This window comes from Nocardia brasiliensis NBRC 14402 (genome assembly GCF_000308475.2).
Lineage (GTDB): Bacteria > Actinomycetota > Actinomycetes > Mycobacteriales > Mycobacteriaceae > Nocardia > Nocardia brasiliensis.
Genome location: NZ_BAFT02000097.1, coordinates 1 through 26,329, shown reverse-complemented (window position 1 = coordinate 26,329; position 26,329 = coordinate 1). Strand labels below are relative to the sequence as shown.

The 26,329-nt window shown below is 66.9% G+C and carries 5 protein-coding genes; 2 read left to right on the top strand and 3 right to left on the bottom strand.

Going from position 1 to position 26,329, the window contains the following annotated elements; translation table 11 throughout:
* Positions 1-212 precede the first annotated feature (212 nt).
* Entirely contained in the window at positions 213-1,664 is a 1,452-nt protein-coding gene (locus TY25_RS32495) for an MFS transporter (RefSeq protein ID WP_226887349.1), read from the bottom strand.
* A 238-nt stretch (positions 1,665-1,902) separates the two neighbouring features.
* Here TY25_RS32495 and car point away from each other — a divergent pair, with 238 nt between their 5' ends.
* On the top strand, positions 1,903-5,403 hold the full coding sequence (car, locus tag TY25_RS32490) for a carboxylic acid reductase (protein WP_042262686.1): 3,501 nt from the start codon (positions 1,903-1,905) through the stop codon (positions 5,401-5,403).
* Positions 5,404-5,434: 31 nt separating this feature from the next.
* Here the strand turns inward: car and TY25_RS32485 are convergent, their stop codons facing one another.
* Positions 5,435-6,601, bottom strand: coding sequence for a glycosyltransferase 87 family protein (locus TY25_RS32485; RefSeq protein WP_042262683.1), 1,167 nt, complete (start codon positions 6,599-6,601; stop codon positions 5,435-5,437).
* Positions 6,602-6,894: 293 nt separating this feature from the next.
* On the opposite strand from TY25_RS32485, the gene TY25_RS32480 reads away from it, so the two are divergent.
* Positions 6,895-7,803 (top strand): helix-turn-helix transcriptional regulator, encoded by a 909-nt coding sequence (locus TY25_RS32480; protein WP_042262681.1) that lies wholly within the window; start codon positions 6,895-6,897, stop codon positions 7,801-7,803.
* A gap of 58 nt (positions 7,804-7,861) precedes the next feature.
* Here TY25_RS32480 and TY25_RS32475 read toward each other — a convergent pair whose 3' ends face one another.
* A complete protein-coding gene (locus TY25_RS32475; protein ID WP_236639162.1) occupies positions 7,862-26,161 on the bottom strand; it encodes an IQM protein middle domain-containing protein in 18,300 nt (6,099 codons plus the stop codon).
* Positions 26,162-26,329 lie beyond the last annotated feature (168 nt).

The window sequence follows — 26,329 nt, the reverse complement described above, 5'->3', positions numbered from 1 at the left end:
GCCGTCGATTCTACGCCGAGCGCGAAAACGCCCATCCGACACCTACTTCCATCTCCGGGAATTCCGCGGCCCGCCCTGTGACCGGGGCGAAGCAGCCCCCTCGAGCTTGCTGCCGCCGCCCGCCCGGCGCGATGGTTTCCCTCGCCCTGATTCGAAGGATGACCGCACGAATCCCGGGTCCGCCGTGCGGATCCCGGGATTCGCACCTGCGCCTACCGGGCCGCGCGGACCGACAGCGCCGCGGCGACGAGCACCGTGACGCCCTCCGCGATCGCGGTGCCACCGAGCGCGTGCGCCGCGGACAGCGTGCTGGTACCGGCCAGCCCGAGGAACAGGGTGCCGAAGGTGGCGATGCCGACCACGATGCCGAGCTGCACGTTGGTCACCAGGATGCCGCTGGCATCCGCGGCCAGCCGCATCGGGACTTTCGCCAGGGTCTTGGTCATCAGCGGGCTGAACGCGAGCCCGTTGCCGACGCCGCACACCCCGAGCAGCACCAGCGCGAGCGCCCCGACGTCGGCGCCGTCGCGCAGCAGCGCGCCCACCGTGACCATGCTCGCGGCGGCGAGCACGAGACCGGCCGGAATCATGGCCGGGTGCCACCGATGCGGGATGCGTTCCCAGTTGAGACCGGTGATCGCGAATGTCACGCCCATGGGAATGAACAGCAGGCCGGCGTGCAATGCGCTGTAGCCGAGTGTGCTCTGCAGGTGAATGGCCATGACGAACATCCAGCCGCCGAAGGTCGCCATGATGACGAACAAGGTCGCGGCGGCGAGCAGCAGACCCGGCGCGGCGAGCACCCGGTGCGAGAACAGGGGTTCCGCACCGCGACGCGCGACGGCCCGCTCGATGCCGACGAAGGCCGCGAAGCCGAACACGCAGGCACCCAGTGAAATCCAGGACCACAGCGGCCAATCCAGCTCCCGTCCGAGCACCAGCGGCAGCACCAGCGCGAGTACCGCGGCGGTGAGCATGCCGAGCCCGGCCAGGTCGAGCTTGCGGTCGAATCGCTCGGTCACGGTCGGCAGGATGCGCGGCGCCAGCACCAGCAGCACCACGCCGATGGGCACGTTCACCAGGAACACACCGCGCCAACTACTGCCCAGCACATCGGCATTCACGATGAGCCCGCCGAGCACCTGGCCGGCGACCATGCCGCCGGAGATGATCGCGGAGTACACGCTGAGCGCCTTGGCGCGGGCGTTGCCGGTGAAATTGCGCTGGATGAGCGTCATGATCTGCGGCACCATCGCCGCCGCGCCCACGCCCTGCGCGAACCGGAAGACGATGAGCGACACCTCGTTCCAGGCCAGCCCGCAGACGAGCGAGGCGAGGGTGAACACCGCGAGCCCGGCGATGAACATGCGGCGCTGGCTGAACCGGTCGCCGAGGCGGGCCCCGGTCACCAGCAGCACGGCGTAGGCGATGACATACCCGGCGACGATCAATTGCAGCGCGGCGCCGGAGGTGTGCAGCGAACTGCGGATGGACGGAATCGCGACATTGACGATGGAGGCGTCGAGCACCGCCATGAACTGCCCGGTCAGGATCACGGCGAGGATGGCGAGGGTGCGCCGCGCACCGTACGCGGCAGGTGGGACGGCCGGAGGCGAAGCGACAGCGGGTGCCGCTGCCGCGTCCGGCGACAGGATCTGGGTCATGGTTTCGATCTTGCGGTCCCGGCGGCACGGGTAACAGGAGCCCGTTGACACTGGTATCGGCAACACCTGGATAACCGATCGGTCCGTATAGTCCGAATTTCGCTACATTATTCCGGTTGCTGTGGGAAATGCCACTCGACTTATCGGTGGCAGACGGGGTTCGGCGGAATACTTAGATAGGCTAACGTGTTTTGCGGATACAGGGCTTTCCTACTTGCGAACGAGGGAGACTTGCGACATGGCGACTGATTCGCGGAGCGATCGGCTACGGCGTCGAATTGCACAGTTGTTCGCCGAAGACGAGCAGGTGAAAGCCGCAGTGCCGGACCCGGAGGTGGTCGAGGCGATCCGGGCGCCGGGCTTGCGCCTGGCGCAGATCATGGCCACCGTGATGGAGCGCTATGCGGACCGCCCCGCGGTGGGGCAGCGGGCGAGCGAGCCGGTCACCGAGAGCGGTCGCACCACTTTCCGGCTGCTCCCGGAATTCGAGACCCTGACCTACCGTGAGCTGTGGGCGCGCGTCCGCGCGGTGGCCGCCGCGTGGCACGGAGATGCCGAAAGGCCTTTGCGGGCCGGGGATTTCGTCGCCCTGCTCGGCTTCACCAGCATCGATTACGGCACCCTCGACCTCGCGAACATCCATCTCGGGCTCGTCACCGTGCCACTGCAATCCGGCGTCGCGCCCCCGCAACTCGCCGCGATCCTGGCCGAGACGACGCCACGAGTGCTGGCCGCGACCCCCGACCATCTCGACGTCGCCGTCGAATTGCTGACCGGGGGCGCCTCGCCGGAACGGCTGGTGGTGTTCGACTACCGCCCCGCCGACGACGATCACCGGGCGGCGCTCGAGTCCGCGCGCAGGCGGTTGAGCGACGCGGGCAGCGCCGTGGTGGTCGAGACGCTCGACGCGGTACGCGCGCGCGGCAGCGAACTGCCGGCCGCGCCCCTCTACGTTCCCGCCGCGGACGAGGACCCGCTGGCCCTGCTCATCTACACCTCCGGCAGTACCGGCACGCCGAAGGGCGCGATGTACACCGAAGGGCTGAACCGCAAGACATGGCTGAGCGGTGCGAAAGGCGTCGGCCTGACGCTCTGCTACATGCCGATGAGTCATATCGCCGGGCGGGCCGCCTTCGCCGGTGTGCTGGCGCGCGGCGGCACGGCGTATTTCACCGCGCGCAGCGATATGTCGACGCTGTTCGAGGATCTGGCCCTGGTGCGGCCGACCGAGATGTTCTTCGTCCCGCGCGTGTGCGACATGATTTTCCAGCGCTATCAGGCCGAGCTGTCCCGGCGCGCGCCCGCCGCGGACGCGAGCCCGGAACTCGAGCAGGAACTGAAGCGCGAACTCCGTCTGTCCGCGCTCGGGGACCGCCTGCTCGGGGCGATCGTGGGGAGCGCGCCGCTGTCGGACGAGATGCGGCAGTTCATGGAGTCGCTGCTGGATCTGGAATTGCACGACGGCTACGGCTCGACCGAGGCGGGTATCGGCGTGCTGCAGGACAATATCGTCCAGCGTCCGCCGGTCATCGATTACAAGCTCGTCGACGTGCCGGAATTGGGCTACTTCCGGACCGACCAGCCGCATCCTCGCGGTGAGTTGCTGTTGAAGACCGAGGCGATGATTCCGGGTTATTTCCGGCGGCCGGAGGTGACGGCGGAGATCTTCGACGAGGACGGTTTCTACAAGACCGGTGACATCGTCGCCGAACTCGAACCGGATCGGCTGGTCTATCTGGACCGCCGCAACAATGTGCTGAAACTGGCCCAGGGCGAGTTCGTCACGGTCGCCCATCTGGAAGCGGTGTACGCGACCAGTCCGCTGATCCGGCAGATCTACATCTACGGCAACAGCGAGCGCTCGTTCCTGCTCGCGGTGATCGTGCCCACCGCGGACGCGCTGGCCGACGGTGTCACCGACGCGCTGAACACCGCGCTGACCGAGTCCTTGCAGCAGCTCGCGAAAGAAGCGGGACTGCAATCCTATGAGCTGCCGCGCGAGTTCCTGGTCGAGACCGAACCGTTCACCGTCGAGAACGGTCTGCTCTCCGGTATCGCGAAACTGTTGCGGCCCAAGCTCAAGGAGCGTTATGGCGAGCGACTGGAGCAGCTGTACCGCGACATGGAGGCGAACCGCAACGACGAGCTGATCGAGTTGCGCCGCACCGCGGCCGAACTGCCGGTGCTCGAAACCGTCACGCGGGCAGCACGTTCGATGCTCGGTCTGGCCGCGTCGGAATTGCGGCCGGACGCGCGGTTCACCGATCTCGGCGGCGATTCACTGTCCGCGCTCTCGTTTTCGACCCTGCTGCAGGACATGCTCGACGTCGAGGTCCCGGTCGGTGTCATCGTGAGCCCCGCCAACTCGCTCGCCGATCTGGCGAAATACATCGAGGCCGAACGGCATTCGGGGGCGCGGCGGCCGAGCCTGGTCTCGGTGCACGGACCCGGCACCGAGGTTCGTGCCGCCGATCTCACCCTGGACAAGTTCCTCGACGAGCGCACACTCGCTGCCGCGAAAGCGGTTCCGGCTGCACCGGCCCGGGTGCAGACCGTCCTGCTCACCGGGGCGAACGGCTATCTCGGCCGCTTCCTGTGCCTGGAATGGCTGCAGCGACTGGACGAGACCGGTGGCACGCTGATCTGCATCGTGCGCGGCACCGACGCGGTCGCCGCGCGTAAGCGCCTGGACGCGGTGTTCGACAGCGGCGATCCGGAGCTGCTCGACCACTACCGGAAGCTGGCCGCCGACCACCTCGAGGTGCTCGCGGGCGATATCGGCGACCCGAATCTCGGTCTGGACGAAGCGACTTGGCAGCGGCTCGCCGCGACCGTCGACCTGATCGTGCACCCGGCCGCCCTCGTCAACCATGTACTGCCGTACAGCCAGCTGTTCGGGCCGAATGTGGTCGGTACCGCCGAGATCATCCGGCTGGCCATCACCGAACGCCGTAAGCCCGTGACGTACCTGTCGACCGTCGCGGTGGCCGCTCAGGTCGATCCCGCCGTCTTCGACGAGGAGCGCGATATCCGGGAGATGAGCGCGGTGCGGTCCATCGACGCCGGGTACGCGAACGGTTACGGCAACAGCAAGTGGGCCGGCGAGGTGCTGCTGCGCGAAGCCCATGATCTGTGCGGTCTGCCGGTCGCTGTGTTCCGCTCCGACATGATCCTGGCGCACAGCAAATACGTGGGTCAGCTCAATGTCCCCGATGTGTTCACCCGGCTAATCCTGAGCCTGGTGCTCACCGGCATCGCACCGTACTCGTTCTATGGGACCGACAGCGCCGGGCAGCGCCGGCGCGCCCACTACGACGGCCTGCCCGCCGATTTCGTCGCCGAGTCGATCACGACCCTCGGCGCGCGAGCCGACTCGGGGTTCCATACCTACGACGTGTGGAACCCATACGACGACGGCATCTCGCTGGACGAATTCGTCGACTGGCTCGGCGATTTCGGCGTGCCGATCCAGCGGATCGACGACTACGACGAATGGTTCCGGCGTTTCGAGACCGCGATCCGCGCGCTGCCCGAAAAGCAGCGCGACGCTTCGCTGCTACCGCTGCTGGACGCACACCGGCGGCCACTGCGCGCGGTGCGCGGTTCGCTGTTGCCCGCCAAGAACTTCCAGGCGGCGGTGCAATCCGCGCGGATCGGCCCCGATCAGGACATCCCGCATCTTTCCCCGCAGTTGATCGACAAGTACGTCACCGATCTGCGCCACCTCGGCCTGATCTGAGACCTCGGCCGAGGAGGTTGCCGCGCGGCGCTCACCGGACGGCGGGCTCCGGGTCGGTGTGCCGGGATCCGGTGCGGCGCAGGCGGAGCAGCAGCAGGCCGGTGCCGAGCAGCACGACGGCGTACACCACGACGAAGCTGTTGATCAGTACCTGGGCCAGTGGCCACCACGGCGGGAACAGGAACAGGCCGACCACAACGTAATTCGGGTCGTACTCCCAGGTCCACGCGCCCACCGAGACGAAAAGCGCGGCCGCGGCCAACCACCATACGGGTCGCGTCTGCGCGCGATGCACCAGATAGACGAACAGCGGGACGTACCAGACCCAATGGTGGTCCCAGGAGAACGGCGACACCGCGCAGGCCGTGAGCCCGGCAAGCGTGACGGCGAGCAGGTGCTCACCGTGCTCGTACAGTCCGGCGACGAGCACGAGGCTCACCAGCGCGAGGGGGACGGCGATGAGCAGCCACAGCCACATGGGCGCCGGATGGTGGGTCAGATGCGCGATCACACCCCGCACGGACTGATTGGACGGATGCATATCGTCGGCGATGCGATTCGACTGGAAGAAGGTGGAGGTCCAGTACTCGCGCGAATCGGTCGGCAGCACCAGCCAGGCGACGGCGATGGTGGCGGCGAACGCCGCGCCCGCGGTCACGGCCGCGCGCCACTGTCGCAGCACCGCGAACTGGGCGATGAAATAGATCGGGACCAGCTTGATGCCCGCGGCCAGGCCGACGCCGATACCGCGCAGCCGGCTGCGATCGGCCCGCGCGAAATCCCACAGGACGAGCAGCATCAGCAGCAGGTTGATCTGCCCGTAGAACAGCGTGGTCCGCACCGGTTCGAGGAACGCGCAGGTCAATGCCAGCAGTGCGCTGATCAGGGCCGACCGTGCGGTGCTGCGGTACCCGAGCAGCCGGAGGCTCAACAGCACACAGCCGATCAGAACCAGCAGGTTGAAGACCATGCCGGTGTAGTTGACCGCCGCCCACGGCACCAGCACGATGGGAATGAAGGCGAGCGTGGAGAAGGGCGTGTAGGTATAGAGCAGCCCTGCCACCGTCGGTTCCGTGTAGAGCGGAAGACCGTGCAGGATGCGCCACGCGCCATCCCGATACACATGTACATCGAGCCCACCGGCCAGGATGCCCGCCCGATCGAGCCACGGATCGACCGTGGTGAACAGCAGGATCACCGCTAGGACCGCGCTTGCGGTCAGTATGAAAAGCGTTGGGCCCGAGCGTGGAAAGTCCAGCTGCCGGGATTTGCGCACAAGCGAGTAACTTACAGAATAAGTCCGCGCAGAGCATGACCCGAACTGTCGGGGGCCGGTGTCAGTCTGAATCGCCGCTGGTAGCCGCAATTTTTCGGGCGACATGCCGGGGCGTGGATCGGTCGTCGAGCGGGCTCGAATCCTCGCGCGCGGCCCGCTGAAACGGGTACCAGCAGCACCTGGATACGGTTAGCCGCATAGGGCACGATCGAACGATGACCGATGTGCTGGATGTTCGGGCGGTGCGCAAAGCACGCCGCGCGGAGCTGGGAACCTTCCTGAAATCGCGCCGGGCCAAGATCTCGCCCGACGAGGTCGGGCTGCCCCCGGGGCCGCGGCGCCGCACACCCGGCCTGCGCCGCGAGGAAGTGGCGCAACTGTCCGGCATCGGGGTCACCTGGTACACCTGGCTCGAACAGGGCAGACAGATCAACGTCAGCGTGCAGGTGCTGGACGCGGTTGCGCGCACGCTGGCCCTCGACGACGCCGAGCGCGCCCACCTGTACCGGCTGGCCGAGGTGCCGACGGTGCCGAACGCGCACACGAACAGCGCACTGCCCGAGGAGATGCAGACCATCCTCGACCATCTGGTGCCGCTGCCCGCCGCACTGCTCAGCGCGCGCTACGACATGCTGGCCTACAACGCCGCCTACGAGGCGCTGTGCCCCGGTTTCCTGGTGGGGGAGCGCAATGTCGCGCGCTTGGTGTTCATGACGCCGCAATGCTGCAACACCTACCGGCACAGCTGGGACGACCTGCGCCGCATGGTCGCCTACCTGCGCGGGGCGTACGCGAAGAACCTCGACGATCCGAGCTGGCAGCAGTTCATCGAGGAAATGTGCACCGAGAGCGCCGATTTCGCGACCCTGTGGGCGCGCAACGACGTCGCGGTGCCGAACAAGCGGATCAAGCAGATCCGGCATCTGGCGGTCGGCGACCTGGAAATGTTCGTCACCAGTATGTCGTTGCCCGCCGTGCAGGGCGCATGGGTGCAGATCTACACGCCGACCGACGAAACCCAGTGGGCGCAACTGCACGCGCTGCTCGCGATGAGCAAAGAGGAACAGCAGCGGCCGTGGATCGAGCATCGCGAGCGCTACCACGCCCCCGCCGCGGCCGGCTGAGTTTCGGGTCGGAGTCGGCCGCTTCGGGCGCGGCGCGGGTGTTGGGCTTGCTCGATTCTCACCTTGCGGGCACGGTTCCGCTGCCGCCCGACGGCTCGCCACGCGACGCTCGGTACGCCTCGACGGCATCAGGGTACTGCGCAGCGATTTTCAAGAACCTGTTGGCGGGTGACTCGGCGGCGCCGAGCCTTTTCGCGCCAGGACGAACTTTTATCTTCCTTATTATACCGGCAATCGAGTCGTGTACCGCCAACCGGGAAACACTACCGAAGCTTTTGCTCGCGAGATGGGCGCTGATGCTTTCGTATCCAACAGCGGATGGATTGTTTCTGTTCGCGTAAAGATACTCGAAAAGCTCGTCCTCGAGACTCGGCTGGGTCGGCCGCAGCAGAGTCGACCATTGCGCAAGACCACCGGACCTCATGAACTCGGCGACACCCGCCCGGTCGAGCCGACCCTGCAGCCCGTGCGCCAGCGCGGCGAGTGTAGCCCGCGGATCCAGAATGTTGCGAACAGGATGTTTTATCCAATGGTCTGTGGGGATTCCAGCTCTCGCCAGTAGCTCGGAGACTGCTCTCGAGACCAGATCCGGGGATACGCTCCCGAGTACTTCGCCGTCCACTTCGGTACCAGCCAGGGCATGAGCGACTTGTTTATAGTATTCATTATTCGGTGTCCCGATACCAGGATTATCACGAAAATGGCCGAATACTGCTCGCTCCAAGCGCCTCGCACGTATAGGCAGGGCATCGAGCCTGCCTTGGTCGATTCGACTTCGGTAATTCCTGGCAAAATTTTCTACCCGCTTTACCCTGCTCGAACCTTCTACATGCCGGAAGTCGACTCGCGCGGACGCGTACAGGTCTTGTACACAGGCGTCCACCTGCGGTTTGGTCAGGTCGGTGAACCCGTATTCCCTGAGATGATCCAGGATGTCCCGATTCGTGTAACCCCCGATGATGCAGTGGGCTACCCAGCTTTCCATATCGGCGCGAGTGCCGGCGCGCGACGCATCGGTGTGCTCGTCACCCGGTAGCGCACTGCTGTCGGCAACGAACACCGCCGTGTCGTACTCCTCGGCGGACACCCATGTTGCGGGGGCGGTCTGCGGTGTCGGGTAATGGATTTCGATTCGTACGAGCGCGACCGCCGATAGGTGCCGGGCCACATGTTCCGCAGCGTTCTGAATGTCGCCCGCGAATGTTTCCACCCATTGCCCCGGATTGACGCCGTCTCCGTAATTCGCGGTGACCCAATCGTTACCGGTAACAGCGAGCTGCAGGGTTCCGGCAGCATCGACGATATGTACGAGAGTGCCAAGCGGGTAGAGACCGAATTCGGCGTCGAATCGGAACTGCTCCGGAAAAGACTCAGGGCGGCCCTGGAATACTTCGACGCGCGACCCGCTCGGCCCGCCCGCTTCCGGGTCGTCGTCGAGGCCGATGCGGTGCCGGGGGTGCGTGGTCGGGGTGTGGTTGCGCTCCGGCGGTGCGACGACGTTGCCGTCCTGGTCGAGGTAGACGACGTCGGTGGTGGTGATGTGCTGTTGCGGGCGTGGGGTGTGCGGATGGGTGCGGATGCGTTCTGGATCGTGCGGGTCGACGTCGTGGGTGTAGAGATCCTGGGTACCCGGCCGACCGGCCTTACCGACGTTCGTGACGACGTGGAAGTGTGCGCCGACGTTGTTCTCGTCCGCGCTGGTGTGGTTTTCGACGATGAGGGCGTGAGTGGCGGGGCCGGGTGCCCGCAGCACGTCGGTGATGGTGTCCGGTCCGTCGACGGTGTGCAGGCGGGCACCGGGAATCGCCTGTTCGAGTTGCCGGTGGCTGGTGCCCGCTAGCCCGTCGTGCAGGTGATCGAGCCGGAACCCGGGTTCGCCGATGAAGTCGCTCAGGTAGGTGAGAGTCAGCGGGACACAGTTGTCGCGGCCGGGGATCGCGCCGATCCGCGGGGGCACGGGCGCGCTACCGTCCGGCGCCTGCCCGATCGTATCGTTGCGACGGGCTGCCGCGAGATCTGCGGTGCCTACCTCCATTGGCACCGGCGATGCGGATTCCATTGGTGGCTCGGCGAATACCCGGTCGATGTAGTCGTTCACCTCTGGCAGTGCGGCACGCAGGTCCGCGGCCAGGTCCTCCTTGCCGGGATACGCCGCGCGCACCGCCGCCACCGTCTGCGAGTCCAAGCGCGCGACCAGAGCCAGCGCCACCTGTGGGGACGGGGCGTCCCACACCGCCGCGGCGTAGGCACTGACTTCCTGCGGATTCTCGATGCGCGGCGGTGCCGGTGTGTCGATGGGCAACTCGACGTCCGGCCTCCGGATCTCGTAGCGGCCGGGTCCAGTGCGGCGGAGGTAGCGGGTCGGTTGGTTGCCTTGCCCGGTTCGGGTCGGTGGGCCGGTGGGGTGTTGCAGCTCGATGGCGACACCGAAGCGGCGGGCGGCGAGGAGGAGTAGTTCGCGGTGGGTCAGGTCGGTGCTGAGGAGAGGATTGCGCTCGAAATCGCGTCTGGGGTCTTTCAGATCGGCGATGGCGTGCTTGAGCCGGGTCGCGGACTGTTCCCGGAAGTTCTGGTCGAAGGTTTCCCGGCGTTGGGTTTCAGTGGCCTGGTTCGCTGCGGCGAATTCCGCGTCGGTGGCGGCGCGGGTGTCGAACCGCTGTCGTTGTAGTCGTTCGGTGGCCCACTGCGCTCGGGCGTGTTCGGACAGCATCGTCTGTCGATAGTGGTCAATGTTGGTTTCGAGTTCGGTGGCCAGAAGCGTGCGCATCGCCCGCGCGGACTCGACGTCGAACATCGCGGCCAACGTGGCGAAGAGTGGTTCGGCGACCTCGCCCATGGGCTGCCACAGCGCCGGGCCGGTGGTGGTGGCGGGTGGCTGCTGCGGTGCGGGCCGGGCGCGGGGTTCGGTGGCACCCGATCGGACGGCGGCGTGGTAGTGGCCGCCGCCGTAATCGATGCGGATCAGGACCGCTTTCGCGGTGGCTGGATCGCCGATGGGTGTGGGTTGGCGGTCGTCGAGGAGCGCGATCGTCGTGTGCTGGGATTCCGCGATCGCCCGCGGTAGCAGCTCGGCCAGGTCGTTGTGGTCGAGTCCGGCGCGCAGTTGCTGCAATTCGGCGTCGAACCGCGCCGGGCGGTCCTGCTCGGTGACGCCTGGCGGGTGGTAGAGGGCGTAGTAGTCGTCCCGGTTGGCTGCGATGTGGTCGATGGCTTCGGCGCGGACCGTTGTGGGATCCCGGACACTGCCCGAGGCGAGGACGAACGATTCGAACAGGCTGTCGCCGCCGTGTTCGACCGTGAGCGGTTCGAGTCCGTGCGTGGCGAGGGTTTGTCGTTGGGTTTGGTTCGGGGCCCAGTGCTGTGCACGCAAGTCGGTGAACGCCTGTTCGGGATCGGCGGCGTGCAGGATCTGGGTCAATGCTGTGGCCGCTACCTGTGCTACCGGTTCGTCGATCCCCGACAACACATCCCGCAACGCCACGACTCCACCGCGGCCGAGCTGGCGGGCCATGTCCAGCGGGCCGGTGAACTCGCCGGTGAACAGCAGCCGGGCGGCCTCCCGGCGCTGATCGTGGGTGAGTGCCGGGGTGTGTGTGGTAGTCGCTGGGGAGGGGTCGGCGATCACCGGCACCGGCTTGGGAGCCCATCCCGGGATGATGATGATGGTCGGGCCGTCGAGCTGCGCCTCGCTCTCCTCGGTCAGCCAGTCCAGCGGGGTGAACGCCGCCAGAATCGCCGGATTCATCACGCGGGGGTGGTCTTCGTCGGGCAGCGGCGCCAGCCCGAACACCCGCTGAGCGTAACTATCGATCGAGCCGTGCTCGGGCTCGTCTTCCGGGTCGGACTGCAACATCATCGGACCACTGATCCGGACAGCGGCCTTGGCCAGGTGCGGCGGGCGCACCCCACGCAGCGTCGCCAGCCGATGCAGGCGCAACATCGCGGCCGGGCTCTGCTCGATACCGTTGATCTGCAGCGACTCCAGCAACCGCCGGTACTCCCGGCCCAGGACAGTGCCCGCTTCGCCGTCGGCTATCGCCGGCTCGCTCACCATCTGCTCGAGTTCGGTGCGGTCGGCTTGGACCACGGCACGGTCGGCGGCGGGGTATCGAGCTATGAACCGTTGCGGGATCGCGGTCATCACGTCCGCCAGATAGCGGGAATTGGGCGGCGCCACAATGAATTGGTTGCCCAGCATCCCCTTCCGGTATCGGCGCTCGACCAGCAGCCGCAACCGCTCCGCGAAGGGCAGGCCCTCGAATTCCTCCTGCTCGAGGTCCTCGCGTCCGCGAATCAGTACCCCGAACACCGGAACGTCTTCCTCGTGCAAGAACATCGGCTCGAGTTCGGCCAGCCGCACCGCACCCGGGGCCAGGTCCACATCCGCATACACCCCACCACGCGAGACCAGCAGCGCATACCGGCCGATATCGGAGGTCAGGTTGAAAGCACCCGCCCGCAGGCTGGCCTCGTAGATGGCAGCCAATTCCGCGCTGCCCACCTCCGCGACCAGCTCCCGCAGATCATCACGAACCCTGAACCTGCCCGCGGCCACGGCCGCCCGGATCTGCGGGTCCTGCCCCAGTTGCGCGCGCACCTTGTCATAGCCGGTCTGGGTCCAGAACGTGAACGCCCAGTTCGAATTCCCCGCCGACGCCACCCACGCCTTCACATTCGCCAACGCCGTGGCACTGAGTTCACCACCGAACCAGGCGAAGTTCATCTCACGCGGCACCTCATGCACCGCGCTCGGGTCCGCGGCACGCAACGCCGGCAGCAGATCCGCAGCCAACTGCTCGCGCACCCGGCCCAACCCCGCACGTCCGGCACCAGCGATCAGCAACCGAGCCGGCACCACCGCCCCCGAACCGGTCAGCCGCTCGAACTCAGCAGACAACTCACCCACGGTCACCACACGCCCACCCAGGGTCGCGGCAGTACGCGTCAGGAACTGCCGATACCCGGCACGAACCTCATCGACCGTGGCTGCCTGCCCTTTCGCCTCCAGCTCATCGAGCACATCGAGCAGCAAGGCACGGTGCACCGCGGTCACCGCACCAGGCTGGAAATCGGTCAGCAACCGATCCACATGCGCCAGGGTCGGCACCACCGATTCGGGCAGGATTCCCTGCTCCCGCAACAGATCCGTCAGCCGCGGGTCGCGGTCAGGGGTCGCGCTGGTCGGTGCGTGCGTGCCGGCACCGGTCTGGACTTCTGGAAGCGGCGCGCGCCGGTCATCCTCTCCGGATAGGTAGCGCGCGGTCTCGGGAGCGGACTGGTCGGTGTGTGGTGCCGCGCTGTGCCCTGCTGGGGTAGCCGATGTGGAAGGGCTTGTGCCGGTGGGGACTTCGGGTCCGTAAAGCCCGTAGGCGGCGGGGCCACCGATGGCGAGTCCGTTGAATTTCGGTAGGTGCCGCAGGTCGACCCGCACGATGCCGTGACGAGGGATGGTGCCGTCGGGCGGATCCTTCCGGGTCGGGTCGAGCGTCCACTGCGTGGCGCCTCGGGGTTTCCGCATCTTCGCACCGGTGCGTGAGGTCCACCGCTGCTCTCCGTCGGCATCTCGCCAGTATCGGCCCGAGGTCGCGGAGAACGTTTCCTTGCTGCCGTCCGGGTCGGTCCGGACCCGGGTGCCGTTCGCCTCGGTGGTGTAGGTGGATCCGCTTGCCGGAAGCAGATATTCGATGCCGGGTGTGTTGCTGACCCGGTGCCGGGCTCCGGGGTCTTCGAGTAGGAGCGCCGTGGGTGTGCCCGTGGCGTCGCGCACGACGTCGAGGACCGCGTAGGAATGGTTACCGACCAGGCCCGGCACTGCGGTCGTATTGTCACGGCCCCCGCCGAACACGTTGGTACCGAGGATGACCGGGCCGCGTCGCAGTGCCCAAGCGATCCGTTCGGCGATGGCTTCGCCGACGAACCGGTAGCCGTCGTCGAGCAGCCGTTCTTCGGGCGGACCGTCGTACACGGCCGTGAAGTACTCGATCAGCTTGTTCTTCTCGGTTTCCCACTGTCCGGGGAAATGCCGGTCGAGGTGGCTACGGAAACCGGCGAGCACGTCGAGCGCCTCGGTGTTCTCGAAGCGGTCCCATGCGGATTCGCGAGCGGCCGCGTCGTTGGGGTGGTCGGCGAGTATGGTCTGGTCCGCAGTGTTGCGCTGATCCTCGAGATCGGTTTCGAGTTCATCGAGGAGATCGGCGACGCGACGCCGGAATTCGGGATCGCCGCCGACGATTCGCTCCAACGTGTCCGGGTCGAAGTGGAGCTGATAGAAGTAGTCCCGTACGGCGCGGGTCGGTTGCGGCAGCATACCGCCCGGGCGGTGCGCGAAGCCCGGGTCGAGGTGCCCGAAAATGTCCATCCGGCCCAGGTGCGAGTTGATGCCCACGATATAGCCGAGGTGCCCGCCGAACCGTTGCGCATAGGCCTTCGCGATCATGGCGGGCCACAGCGGTTGTCCCGGTTCATGGCGGATGTAGTGCCCGATCTCGGTGCCGGGTGTCACGTGGATGGATTTCTCGACGAGTTCCCATTCGATCGTGTCGTCGACGCGGAGCCGGACGTAGACGGTGCCGTCGCCGTTGTCGTGCAGCATCTGCTCGATCGATGCCGGATCGTGCTGGGCGATCTGTTTGAGCGGGGCGATCAATGAGCAGTACCCGGCCGCCCCCTGTACCGCGTCTTGCGGTTGCGGTCCGAAGGGTCCGAAGAGATCTTCGTCGCGACGGTTGCGCAATTCCGGCGCTTCGGGCAGCAGGTTGTTCGGGTCGAAAAAGGTGAACCAGGTCAGCTCATCGGTGTCCGGTTTCGCGAAGAACCGCCACTGCCCGGACGGGGGCTGCACCACGAGTTCGTCCTGGTATCGCAGCGTGACGCGCTGCGCCACTTTCTGACGGTCGTAACCAACCAGCCGGATCTCGGCCACGTTGTGCCAGCTCAACGTGCCGGGCGTGGTATCGGTGCCCGGCACATACCGGAAATCGCTCACCAGCATCTCCGGCACCCGCAGTTGAGCGTTCTGCATGTTCAGCAGGAAATAGGGCCGGCTTCCGTCCGGCGGGTCGACGCGAATCGCGTGCACCCGTCCGCTGGCGGGCAGCATGGCGATAGCGCCCTGTTCGTCCACGAGCGTGAGTGCGGGACGGCCGTCCGCAGCCAGGCGAGAGCTGACCTCGATCGTGCTCGGGACCTCCAGCGGCGGGTTCGTCCGCATCCGCGCTCGATGTTCGGCGGGTGTCGGTGGCTGCGATGCGCCGTCATCCACTCGGGTGCGGGACGGATGCGTCGGCCCGTCGAGTTCGTATCGGAAGGATTCGAGCAGTGCGCCGAAGTAGGTCTCGTCACCTGGGGGCTCGAATCCCGTTGTGGGCCGCGCGGACTCACCGAACTGGTGGCGCAGTGCAGCGGGCCGTGCAGCGCCGAACTCTCGGGCGGCGGACGCCTGCGTGGCGGTGGTCGGGGCACGCGTCGGCAGGGTGGCGGACCCGTCGGTGGCGACAGCTGTTGTGCCGCGGCGTGTTCGGGGACCGGTGGTGCCGCCGTCGTCTTGGCCGAGGGTGAGAACTGTCGCGTGATCCGTTCTGGCACTGGCGTTTTGCTGGTGGACTCGCACAGCCTGGGGTACGGCCGGAAGCAGTGACCCGACGGCGGCGTCGTCGGTCTGCTGCCGGTCGATGGTCGCCGCGGTGTCCACTGGACCGAACGCGATGGCCACCTTGGCGGCGCGGCCTTGCAGGTCTTGGTGGAACGAAAGCAACCGCACCGTGGCGACTGCGCCCCCGGATCGTTGTGCCGCTATGGCGGCTTCGAGTTCCGCGCCGTGCAAGGCGACCAGTGTGGTCTCGAGATTGTGCGACCGGCGTTGCTGGGAAGGCATCTGCACGCCGGCTTCGGTGGCCTGCTTCAGGCGGGCACTCTCGAGCAAAATGTGCCTGCGGTTCAAAGTGTCTCGTACCTCGGCCGGAATTCCGTCACCATTGCGCAGACCGGGGAAATCGGCGAGCAGGCGCTCCTGATAGTCCGGTGCCAGGTCCGCGAACTGTAGCGCCGCCCACCACGCGCGCCCGTGCTGTACCCACCAGGCCGCGCGTGCGCCGGCGGACCCTTCGGCGTTTCGCAGGGCATCGATCGATCCGGGCGGCACGAGACGATCGTTCGCGCTCACGGGTAGGGGATGGGCGAACGAGTTGATCTGCTCGGTCTTGGAGATTCGACGCACGTGGAACAGTTGCTGCCAGCGGCGCAGCCGTCGCTGTTCGGTGGCAAGTTGCTCGCGGGCGACCTGCGTCACCACGCGCGCCGCCGGGCTTTGCGCCGACGCGTTTTCGATGCGGTGCAACGCTTTGTCGGTGGCGTCGGCGAGTATCCGGCGGTGCGTGAGTCGGGTGCGTTGCCGCATCGGTTCGCCGACCCGATCGCGGGATTCGGCATCGGCGTCCGTCCTGCGGAAGCCGGGGGCCAATGCGAGACCGCGGCGGCGCAGCCAATCCAGCGCGAAATCATTGTGCTCAGGGTGCGGCGGGCCTTGGCGTTCGCTGTCGGACCACTCGTCGAGCATGCCGTCGACCGCCCCGATTTCGCCCGCGGCGGTCACCTGACCCTCGCCCAAGAACGAAGCGTGCTGGATTCGGCCGCTCGGTTCGGTGGCGGCGGCGTACAGGTTGCCGAACTCGTCCATCACGAACAGCATGATGCGGCTGGGGCCCGGCCAATCGAGGAGCTTGGTCGTGTCGAACCGCGACCCGTCGGAGGCCCGGTGCAGTCGGCCGTCCGGGCCGAGGAACAGCCGATGCGACTCCAATTCGTCGGCATCCATGTAATGGATGGGTCGCGCTGACCCCTCCTCGGAGAATTTGCTCGGCACGGCTGCGGAGAGCAGTGGAATGTGCGGCTTGGTCAACTCGAGCCGCAGGGGTTCGGGGATCTGGTTCCTGGGCACCCGTCCGTTGGGCGTGGCGAGTGCGTCCCACACTCGCTGCTGCGGCCATTCCACCAACGGTGTGCCGGTCGCGGTGGCACCGATCTCGAAATGCCCTGCCGCAGTGCGACGCAGGAACACCGTCGATCGTTCGGCGGAATGGATGATTTCGCGCACCTGACCGTCCGGGTGCACGCTGACGACGTTCACCTCGTAGGCGGCCGCCACCAGCCGGAGCAGGCGATCTCCGGCATCGAAATCCGGTGTCTGCCACACAGCGGTGGGATCGACCAGGTCCCAGTACGCGGTCGAACGCCAGCGGTCGAATTCGTGCCGGTCCCGCAGTTCGTCCTGCCACTCCGTGTCGTCGATGTCGCCGGCCACCCGGCTGTCGTCGACCTCCTCGCGGCGTTCGTGTTCGATCGTCGCTTCTTCGCGGAGGTGATCGAGGATGTGCCTGCGGACCCGAGCGACCTCGGATATCCCGAATAGTTGCGCGATCGCGGCGAATCCCGGGTCACCGGGGACCTGTACCGGCTCCCAGCGCGACGGCATCGTCCGGTCCACCACGGGTTGGTCATGGTGGGACGGCGGCGCTCGCTGATCACCAGGCGTCGGGATGGCGTTGTCGGCGTGGAAGTCTGCTTCGCCCTGCGCCATTCGGTGCAGCAGGTCCTCGCCGTAATAGGTGTAGACCGGAACTTCCGGTCGCTCGACCCGGACGGACCCCACATCGAGCCGGAACACCAGCTCCCGCAACGCCTCGCCGTCCAGTTCGTGCGCACGGTCGGGTTGCGAACCATCGATACTGCGGGCGAACACTCGGAAGGTCAGGTCCTCGGTGACCGTGGCCGTGGTGTCGAAAAGCGCGTCCTGGAAAGCGATTGTCGTTCCGGGTGGGAAATCACGCCAGGAGAGGTACCGCTGCGTTGTTTCCGTGCGATAGACCTTGAAGGGTGCGGTGAAGGTCGGCCCCTCGTTCAGGATGCGCTGTACCCGCGCGAGTGCGGCGGCGCGGACGCGTTCTTGGACTGCCGGCGCCCGGAGCAGGAACTGATCGTTGTTCGAATAATAGACTCGCTGGAAATCATCGGAGAAGCGCAGACCCTGTACTTCCAGGAACGCCAGTGCGTAGTCGTTCGTCTGCTCGTCGGGCGCGTAATGCCCACTGCTGTCCACGATCCTGGTGACGATGCCGTCCTTGGCCGAGATGGCCCCTGCCGCGGTGACGATCCGGCCGCCGAGGAACGACGAATGCTGGATCAGACCTTTGATCTTCTCGCCCGCATACAGATTGCCGAATTCGTCCATGACGAAGATGTACTTGCGATCGCCGAGGTAATCCTCGTTCCGTTCCGCTTGGAACAGCGACCCGTTGCGGGCGTGCCGGAGTCGGCCGGTTTTGTCCACGTAGAGCCGGTGGGCTTCGCGCTCCACCTCGTCCATGTAGTGCACCGGTGTGGGGTCGGTGAAGGTCGGCCGAGGCAGATGCGCGGACTGAACGTTGCGTCCTGCGAGTTTGGCGGCGGGGACGGTGCGGTGCCGGATCCAGGTCGTCCGCTTCCGCCGGGGCTTCTTGACTACTGCGGGCTCCGGGGCTCGCGCGGAGACCGGCCCCCGTTCCGGGATGTAGTTCCGGCGCACCGCCGCGCCTTCCAGCGGTGGTTCCGGTCCGCCGGCCAGCATCGTGGTCCGCGGTGCCGGGATCTGCTCGCGCGGCACGCCGACCTGTGCGGCGGCGAGGTCCGGTGTGACGACGGTGGCGTAATGGCCGGTGGCGGTGATGCCGATTTCGTAGCCGGTAAGGGTCTGGCGCAGGAAGAATTTCGGCAGCTTCGGACTGTTCACGAGGGTGATGCGAGGTTCGTCCGGACGTTCGAAGACGATATTGAGGGCGTATTCCTGGGCTGCCGCCTCGAGTGCGGAGTCGATGTTCGCCGCTGCCATTCTCCACTCGGTCTTTTGCCGTATCACTTCGGCATTTACTGTGAGAATCCGCGCCAGTGTCGGATAAAGATTGTCCGGCCCGATGGACGGTACGCGATGCCACTCCAGTGGCGTCGAAACAGCGACCCGGACATGCCGTGTTCCGCGCTCGCCGAGTCGGCGCAGGAATTCCGCTCGGCTGATGATCGCCCGCGGGTCGGGTGGCAGATCGCCCGCGGTGTGCGGATCGCGTACCGCGAGGTTCCCGTCCCGCCGCACCACCGCGACGCGATGGTCGGCACCGTCCTGGAAATGTATCTCGGTTTCGGTGTCCAAACTGTTGGCGGTCAGCACATTTCGCAATTCGGGGGTGCTGAGTATCCGAGCGGTGGCGGCGGCGTGGAACGGCGGCTGAGCCACCCGCACCGCAGTGAATCCCAGCGGCTCGTAACCGGTCCGGAGCAGATGCCAAAATTCGCCGAGCGGATGCTCGGATGGTGCCGGCGTCGCGCGGTTGCCCGTCCAGGACACGGTGACTCCGGTGGCACCGAATTCGGCGTGCATGGTGCGGTCGGTGGCGTGGAAACTCAGCTTCGTACCGGGTGAATAAGCCGCGCCGCCGAAACTTCCGAGGAAGGTTGCTATGCCGAAGCGGTCGCGCTTCTCTGTGGGAGCCATCGGCTCCGTCGCACGATTGTCGGCAGCCACCGCACTTCGGTCTGGTGCGCCGATGCGAGTATCGCCGAGGACTGCCGCGCCGTCGGCTTCCCGATCGGCGGTGTACACGGATCCGTCCGGGCGGTAGACGATGGCGGTGATCGCGCGCACGTTGGCGGTCGGGTGGCGGTCGATCGGGTAGTAGTCCTCGGTGATCGGGTCGTACCCGTGGACAATCGTGTGGTCGTTCTCGAAAACCACTGTGTGCGCGCCGATTCCGTGCTCGTCCACCGGGCCGTGATAGGCGTCGACGACGAGGGCGAACGCTCCCGCGCCGAGTTGCCGGAGTTCGTCCTCGATCTCGGCATGGCTGGTGAAGGTGCGCAGTTCGCCTCCGGCATGGCGGTTGAACTGTTCGGCGCTCATCCCGCCGAGTCCGACGGAGTGCTGCGCCGGCGCGGTGATCGGCGCACGGGGGTTCTGGTCGGCGACGTAGCGCAAAGCCAGCGGCGCGCAGTCCGGGTGGCGGGCGGCTGTTTCGTCGGGCTCGATGCGACCGCGCAGGATGGTGACGCCGTGGATGGTCGGGCCGATCCCGGTGATCCGGTAGCGGGTATTGCGGGCGAACAGCAGTTCGTTCTGCCGGAGACCGCCGTCGCTGCCGACATAGATGCCGCGAGCCCCTGGCGGCACCTCGAGTTCGAGGACGAAATTGCTGTTGAACCGCGACACCCGGATCGGGTTGGCGGTCAGTGACGTCGACAGGTAACCGGGGTCTCGGTGCGAAACACCGACCGCGAGGGCGACATTGCGCCCGTTCAGCGGTGCGCCGTCCTGGGCAAGCAGGAAATCGACGCTTTCGAGCGTGCGCAGGACGCGGAACGGTTCGGTCGAGGGCAGCGGGCGGCCGGTCGCCCGGTCGAGCGATTCTCTGTGCTCTCGAACGACCTCGGGGCCGAACTCGGCACCGTAGGTACGGCGATAGAGACCGGAGGCGTCCTGGCGGATGTAGGCATCGGCGGTGATGTCTTGCCAACGGCGGAACGGGTTTTCACTGCCCAGGATCTCGGTGAGAGCGCCCAGCAGCTTCGTTTGACGTTCGTCGAGGTCGGTTCGGCCCGCCAGTTCGTCGCGGGTGGTGCGCAGCGCTCCGAAGGCGAATTCGGTGCCGTACTCCGCGACGATCGCGCGATAGAGGGCGACGCTGTGCTCGATTCGCGCGCAGAACTGGTCGAGGTCGATATCCGACAGGCTCCGCACAATGTTGTTGAGCACCGAGTTCTGGCCATGGGCGACAAGCGCTTTGCGCGCGGATTCGACGTGTTCGTCCCACGAAAGGGTCCGAAGATGGTTCGTTCCGAACCGGTCACCCGCTGTGTCCGTATCGAATACGCGCACCCCGTCGTCATCGATACGGCCTTCGTCGGCGGTATCGCCGACGAAAGTTCGCGTTTCGCGGATCGAGCCGGGCCACGCCGCCGAGGCGTCGGAATCTGCCGAAACGATACTGTCGGTGTCGAACTCGCGGGTGCCGTCCTCGGTGTGGTCTGTGTCATCGGTGTCCGTCGACCGGCGTGCGGGCGCGGAACCGGTTGCGCTGGAGCCTACTTCGGCTTCGATCCGGTATCCGTCGCCGTGCGGCCGTACGCCGGTGATGCGCAACGGTGTATCGGGCTTCAACAAGAGCCGTGGCTGCGCGGCGTCGCCGAACACCAAGCCGTCGGCCCCGGGGTGCACGGTCAAAATCAGTCGGTGCTCGGTCTCTTGCTGTGGCGCTGCGCGTTTCGCTGTCGTGACGAGAAAGACGCCCGGTGTGACCGTGGTGCCGATCACATCGGCGTGGTTAGCCGGATTCCAAGGCAGGTCCAGGAAGTCGATGTCATCGAGATCTTGCACGACACGCATCGGCTCAGTGAGCGACAGCGGCTGGTCGGCCAGCTCGTTCAGTGTCTCGACCTGCTCGCGCAGCGCGTCGCCGTCGAACGGTCCGTCCAGATGCGGGAAATGAGCGCTCATCTCGTTGATCGCCGTGTGGTGGCCCACTGCGACCGCCCACTGCTCAGCCGGCGCCACAACGGGGTGCGAGAACATTTCGTCGAGAATCTCGAACTGCGAGGCCTGCCGCTGCGCCAGCGCACCTTTGGACTCCGCGATCCGCAGCTCTTCGAGTAGTCGGGACAGCATCCTGATGTCAGGCACCTCCCCGTCGGCAGCGCGCAACGTGTTCACCGCGGCGTAGTTCCGATGCATCTCCGCCATGATCTCGGCCATCGACTCGGGATCGCTGAGGAACTGCTCGACGGCTGCCGGATTGGCAGCCATGGCCAGCACGGCCCCTTGCGACTCAGCCGGCAGTTCGTTCCATTTCCCCAGCGGATCCGCAACGGCGTCGCCAGCAGACCCGCGCGGAGCATGCACCGTGGGCGCGTGCACTGTGCGCGCATCGCTGGGTGTGGGCAAGGGCGGCCGGAAGAGTGTGCGGATACGGCGGAATGTCGTGCGCTGCGGCTCCGGGGCCTGTTGCGTCGCGATCGATGCGGTCCCACCATCGGGTGCGTCGCGACCGCGGAGGCGAGAGACGAAGCGTCGCAGCCGGCCTGCCGATCGTGATCCACGCGCGGGTTGCGCGCGCGACGCGTCGCCGGTGTGGGCTGATGTGCTGCCGTCGGTGTTCAGGGTGCCGCGCCCGGCCGGGTGCGGTGTCGTGTCGGCGGCGCGGCTGGGACCGGCCGTTGGGCTGCCGGGTCGCCGGGTGCCGGTCGCCTCGTAGGGTGCGCCGATGCGGATGTCCCGGGGGAATTCCGGGATCGCTTCGCCACGCAGCCGAAGGGGCTGGGTCTGGTTGCCGGTGGGGGAGTAGAGGACGGCGAAGACGCGGGCGGCGCTGCCCTGTCCAGGGAGGCGGTGCGCCGGATCGGCGGCGTCACGGACGACGATGACGCCGCGGTCGTTGACCATCCGATAGGCGTGTGCGCCTATGCCGTTCGCGTTGACGGCCGGATGCACGCCGACGACCAGGGCTTGGGCGCCGGGGCCGAGAATTTGCAGTTGCTTGGCGATCCGGTGTTCGTCGGCGTAGCCGCGCAGTTTGCCGCCCGCGGCCTTCTCGGCTTCGCGCCGGGAGCGGCCTGGCAAGTGTCGCTTCGAGCGGAAAGGCAGTGCGGTCGACCGGTAATCCGGCCGGATGGCGCGACTGTTGTTGTCGTGGTGGATGTCGGTGAGCGCGGTGGTGAGGCAGTCGAAGTCAGGCTCGGAACCGTGCACCGTGACGGCCGGTGCGTCGGAGGTGGTCGTGTGCGCGGCCGTGCCGTCGCCGCGGACGGTGCGCGGGGTCGCGCTGGTGACCGAAGTCGTTGCACTACTGGAGGAGTGGTGCGCGAACTGCTGGAAGGCGGTTCGGAGTCGGCGGATCACACTGGGTTCGGCCGCAGTGCCGGGCGGTGGCGTCGGCTCGCTGGGCTCGCCGTGCTCCCGGAGGCGCGTGACGAACCCTCGCATCCGGTGCCGCATGCGGGCGCTGCGGGAGGGTTGCCCGGCCGGGGCACGGGCGGGTGTGCTGCCGTCGGTTCCGGGCGGTGTGCTGCGCCGCTCGAGTGCAGGAGGTGTTGTGTCCCCTTGCGACCGACGGATTTGCTCGGTGTGCGCGGTGGTGACGGTGTGATCGTCACGCGCCGCCGGTGCGCGCTCCGGCACGTCAGCGACGTCTTCGGACGACTCCGGCGGCCGGGTCGTGGAAGTGGTCTCGGTGGGACGCGCCGTCTCATCCGATCCCGATCGTGAACTCGGCCTGGATGGTTCGGCGTCACGGTCACGGGTCCTGATACCGGGGTCGCTCTTCGATCGGCGCACAGTGTGTGCTTGCGTACCCCAGCCCGCGCCCGTCAGGTCGAAGGTGTCGGGCACCTCGGTTCGCACGCGAGACCCAGAGGACAACCGCTTCCGTTCGGTGGGCTCGTCCTGCTGTTCCCGCGGCTCGGAGACACGCCTTCCCGGAATGTCGACGGTGAACGTGCGGGGAAGCCCGTTCTGGCTGACGGTTTCGGACGCATGGATGTTCGCCGAGCTGATCGGCATCACCGGGCTCGTCCGCTCGTCTGTGATCGGCTCGTGGGCGGGGGAGTCCTGGGACCGTGCAGGGTGATCCGAGTCGGTGCTGTAGATCGACGCGCTGTCGGCCGGTGAGTCGGGCCGGGACGCCGTATCGGAGTCCGTCTCGTCGGCGTCGATGTGGTGCGGCGGCTCCTGGTCGAGCAGCGGTGCGAACCGAACGGTGCCGCTGGATTCGACAGAGCCGGTGGGCGAAGAGGGTCGGGTGATCTCCGACGGCGGACCCCGCGGCGCCTCGGTCGAGTCCCCTCGGTCTCCGGTGTTCGTCTGCGCTGCCGCGCTGAGCTGGTCGCGTGCGAGCGCGTCGAGCATCTCCTGCTGCCATGGGGCCGTCTGGTCGACGGTCTGCTCTTCGTGCAGCTGGGATTGCTCGGCCGGTTCCGTCTCTTCCTGGATTTGTTGTTCGGTGGCCGGTGCGGGGTTGGTCTGCTGGTCGTCTGTTCGGAGCGCGGGCAGGTTGAGGTGTACCTGTTCGGGATCGATGCCGCGGCTGCGGAATTGCGCACGCACCTCGGCGGCGAAGTCGTCGAACGTGTTGTGGCGGTGCAGGTTCAGCGCTTCGAACAGCGCGAAGGCGCGGTTCGCACCGAAACCTCCTGGCTTGATTTCCGCGCCGAAGCCCACACCGGCCAAGACCTGTTCAGATCCGGCGGGCACGTCCCAATGGAACATTTCGGCGTGCTCGTCCTGGAACTCCCGCAACCACGCGACGACCCGCTGCACCGTGTCCAAATCGCTGACGTAGACCACGATCCCGTCTGCCCGGCGCTCCAGCGGGCCGAAGGCCTTTACCTCGCCGACCCCGGGGAAGCGCTCGGGGTTGTCGAGCACCTCGCGCACCACACGCGCCACCACGTCGGAGCGTGCGGCACCTGTGGCATTCAGGTAGATCTTGAAGCCGTTGTCGTCGGCGGGCAGGTCCGGCCGGTGCTGCCGGTCGAAGTGCACGACCGGGATGTTTCCGGGCGCCCAGCGGTCCGCATTGTCCGGCGTGAGCACACCGGCCTCCGCCAGGAAGCCCTGCTGTGCCGGTCCGGGCGTGCGCTGGGTGAGGATCCACGCGATGTCGTTTCTGAACGCGCGGGGGTTCTCTGGTCGATCTCCGGCGCCCCGGCTCAGATACGCGTTGTAGATGTGATTCGCGGTCGCGATCGACTCACGCTCATCCCAGATGGCATGCAGGAACTCGTCCAGATTTTCCCGCGACACGGTGGGGGCTTGCTGCCCGTTGTGGGCGTAGCTGTGTGTCCGCAGCTCTGCCAGGTCCTCGAACGACAGGTCCGGCCACTCGGGCAGCAGCGTGCGGTACAACTCCGGCAACGTACGGGGGCGGTCGAAGATGCCCTCGAATTCCGCGGCGGCGCGCGACAATACCGACTCCGACCGGCGCGCGATCGGTTGCACCGGTGGGCTCGGCGGCGCGGACAGCGTTGGCGCGAGATCCGGCGCCGATTCGTGTGCGGGAACGGGTGTTTCGGCTTCAGGCGCCGGTATGTCGTCGGCGGACCGGGTGGTGCCCTCGGGTGTGGAAATCGTGATGGTGGGTGGTGTGTGCGGCCGGTCCGGGAATACCTGCGCTTCGTCCTGAGGCGGCGACACGACGATGATCGGTACTGCCCCAGTGGTTTCGGCGTCCGACCGGTCCGCCTCGGTGCGCTGGAGTTCTGTCTCGTTGCTGGGCGCCTTCGCGTTGTCGACCGGCACCTGCGGTTGTGGCGAAGCAGGCGATACCTGTGTGCGCGACGGTTCCGACGAGCCGAGTGCATGCGTCTCGCGCGGTACCGCGAGGTAGAAGTGATTGCGGTAGTTCAGAGCGGTGGCTGAAGCCGCCTCGGTGGTTTCCACGCCGAGTATCACAGGGCGAGTTCTGTATTCATCGTTGTACAACGCCAGGAAGAGTCCGCGCCGCTGCAACATGGTGCCCGCGGCCCGAGAAGTCAAATGGCTGGCCGCGTTTCGCCAGACCCGCGGTGTCCTGATCGCCTGTACTTGCCGGTCGAACTCGGCGCGGAGCCGGTTGTTGTCTCGTGCGGTTTGCAGCGCAGCCACTTCTTCGGAGCGGAGCAGTGGCGCCTCGGGTGGGGCTACTGAGGCCGCGTCGACAAGGGCGACGAACTGCTCGAAGTAGTCGTCTGCGTTCGTCTCGATCTCGGTCGCGATCTCCGCGCGCAACGCGGCGAGCCGCTTGTCCATGATCTTCTGTGTCAACGGCGGGTCGTTCGGGTAGACCATGCGCTCGAGCAGTAGCGGCAGGCAGTCGCCGTCGTCGCGCATGGATTCCCAGACGTGCCCGGCAGGTGCACGGATGCCGTTCACCACGGCCGATCGCGGTCCGCGCCACCGGACGCCGGGGGAGGACGTGACGTCATGGACGGGTGCCGCACCGCGTTCTTTCTCCGTGGTGTGCTGCGCGGCGACGGGAGTATCCGGCACCACCGGGCGATCCGTCGGCTCGGTCGAGTCCGGTGTCACAGCAGGATCGGTGCTCTGCGCGGACTGCTTCGCAGATTCGTGGGTGTCGGTGGGCTGCGCCGACTCGGCCTCGAGCTTCGGTGCGGGATCGGACTCCGTGGTTTCCTGCTCGGCGATGGGCGCATCCGGAGTTGCCGGCCGACTCGTCGAGTCGACCGAATGGTCGAGTGGCACAGCAGAATCGGTGGGCTCGATGCTCTGATCCGGTTGTTTCGCAGTTTCCGGGGCGGTGGACTGCTCGGAGGTGGCGGGGGCCGGGGTCGGCTCGAGCGGTGTGTGCAACGCACCGGTCGTGCGGGTGACGGCGTTGCCGATGACCCACAGGGTGCCCTTGGGGCCGATGAGCTTGATCAGCAGGATGGTCCATGCGCGATGGTTGTCCGAGCCGAGCCCGTCGGCGTTCAGTGCCGCGGTGCCGATGCGGGTGAGTGCGCGGCGTTGGTTGCCGAC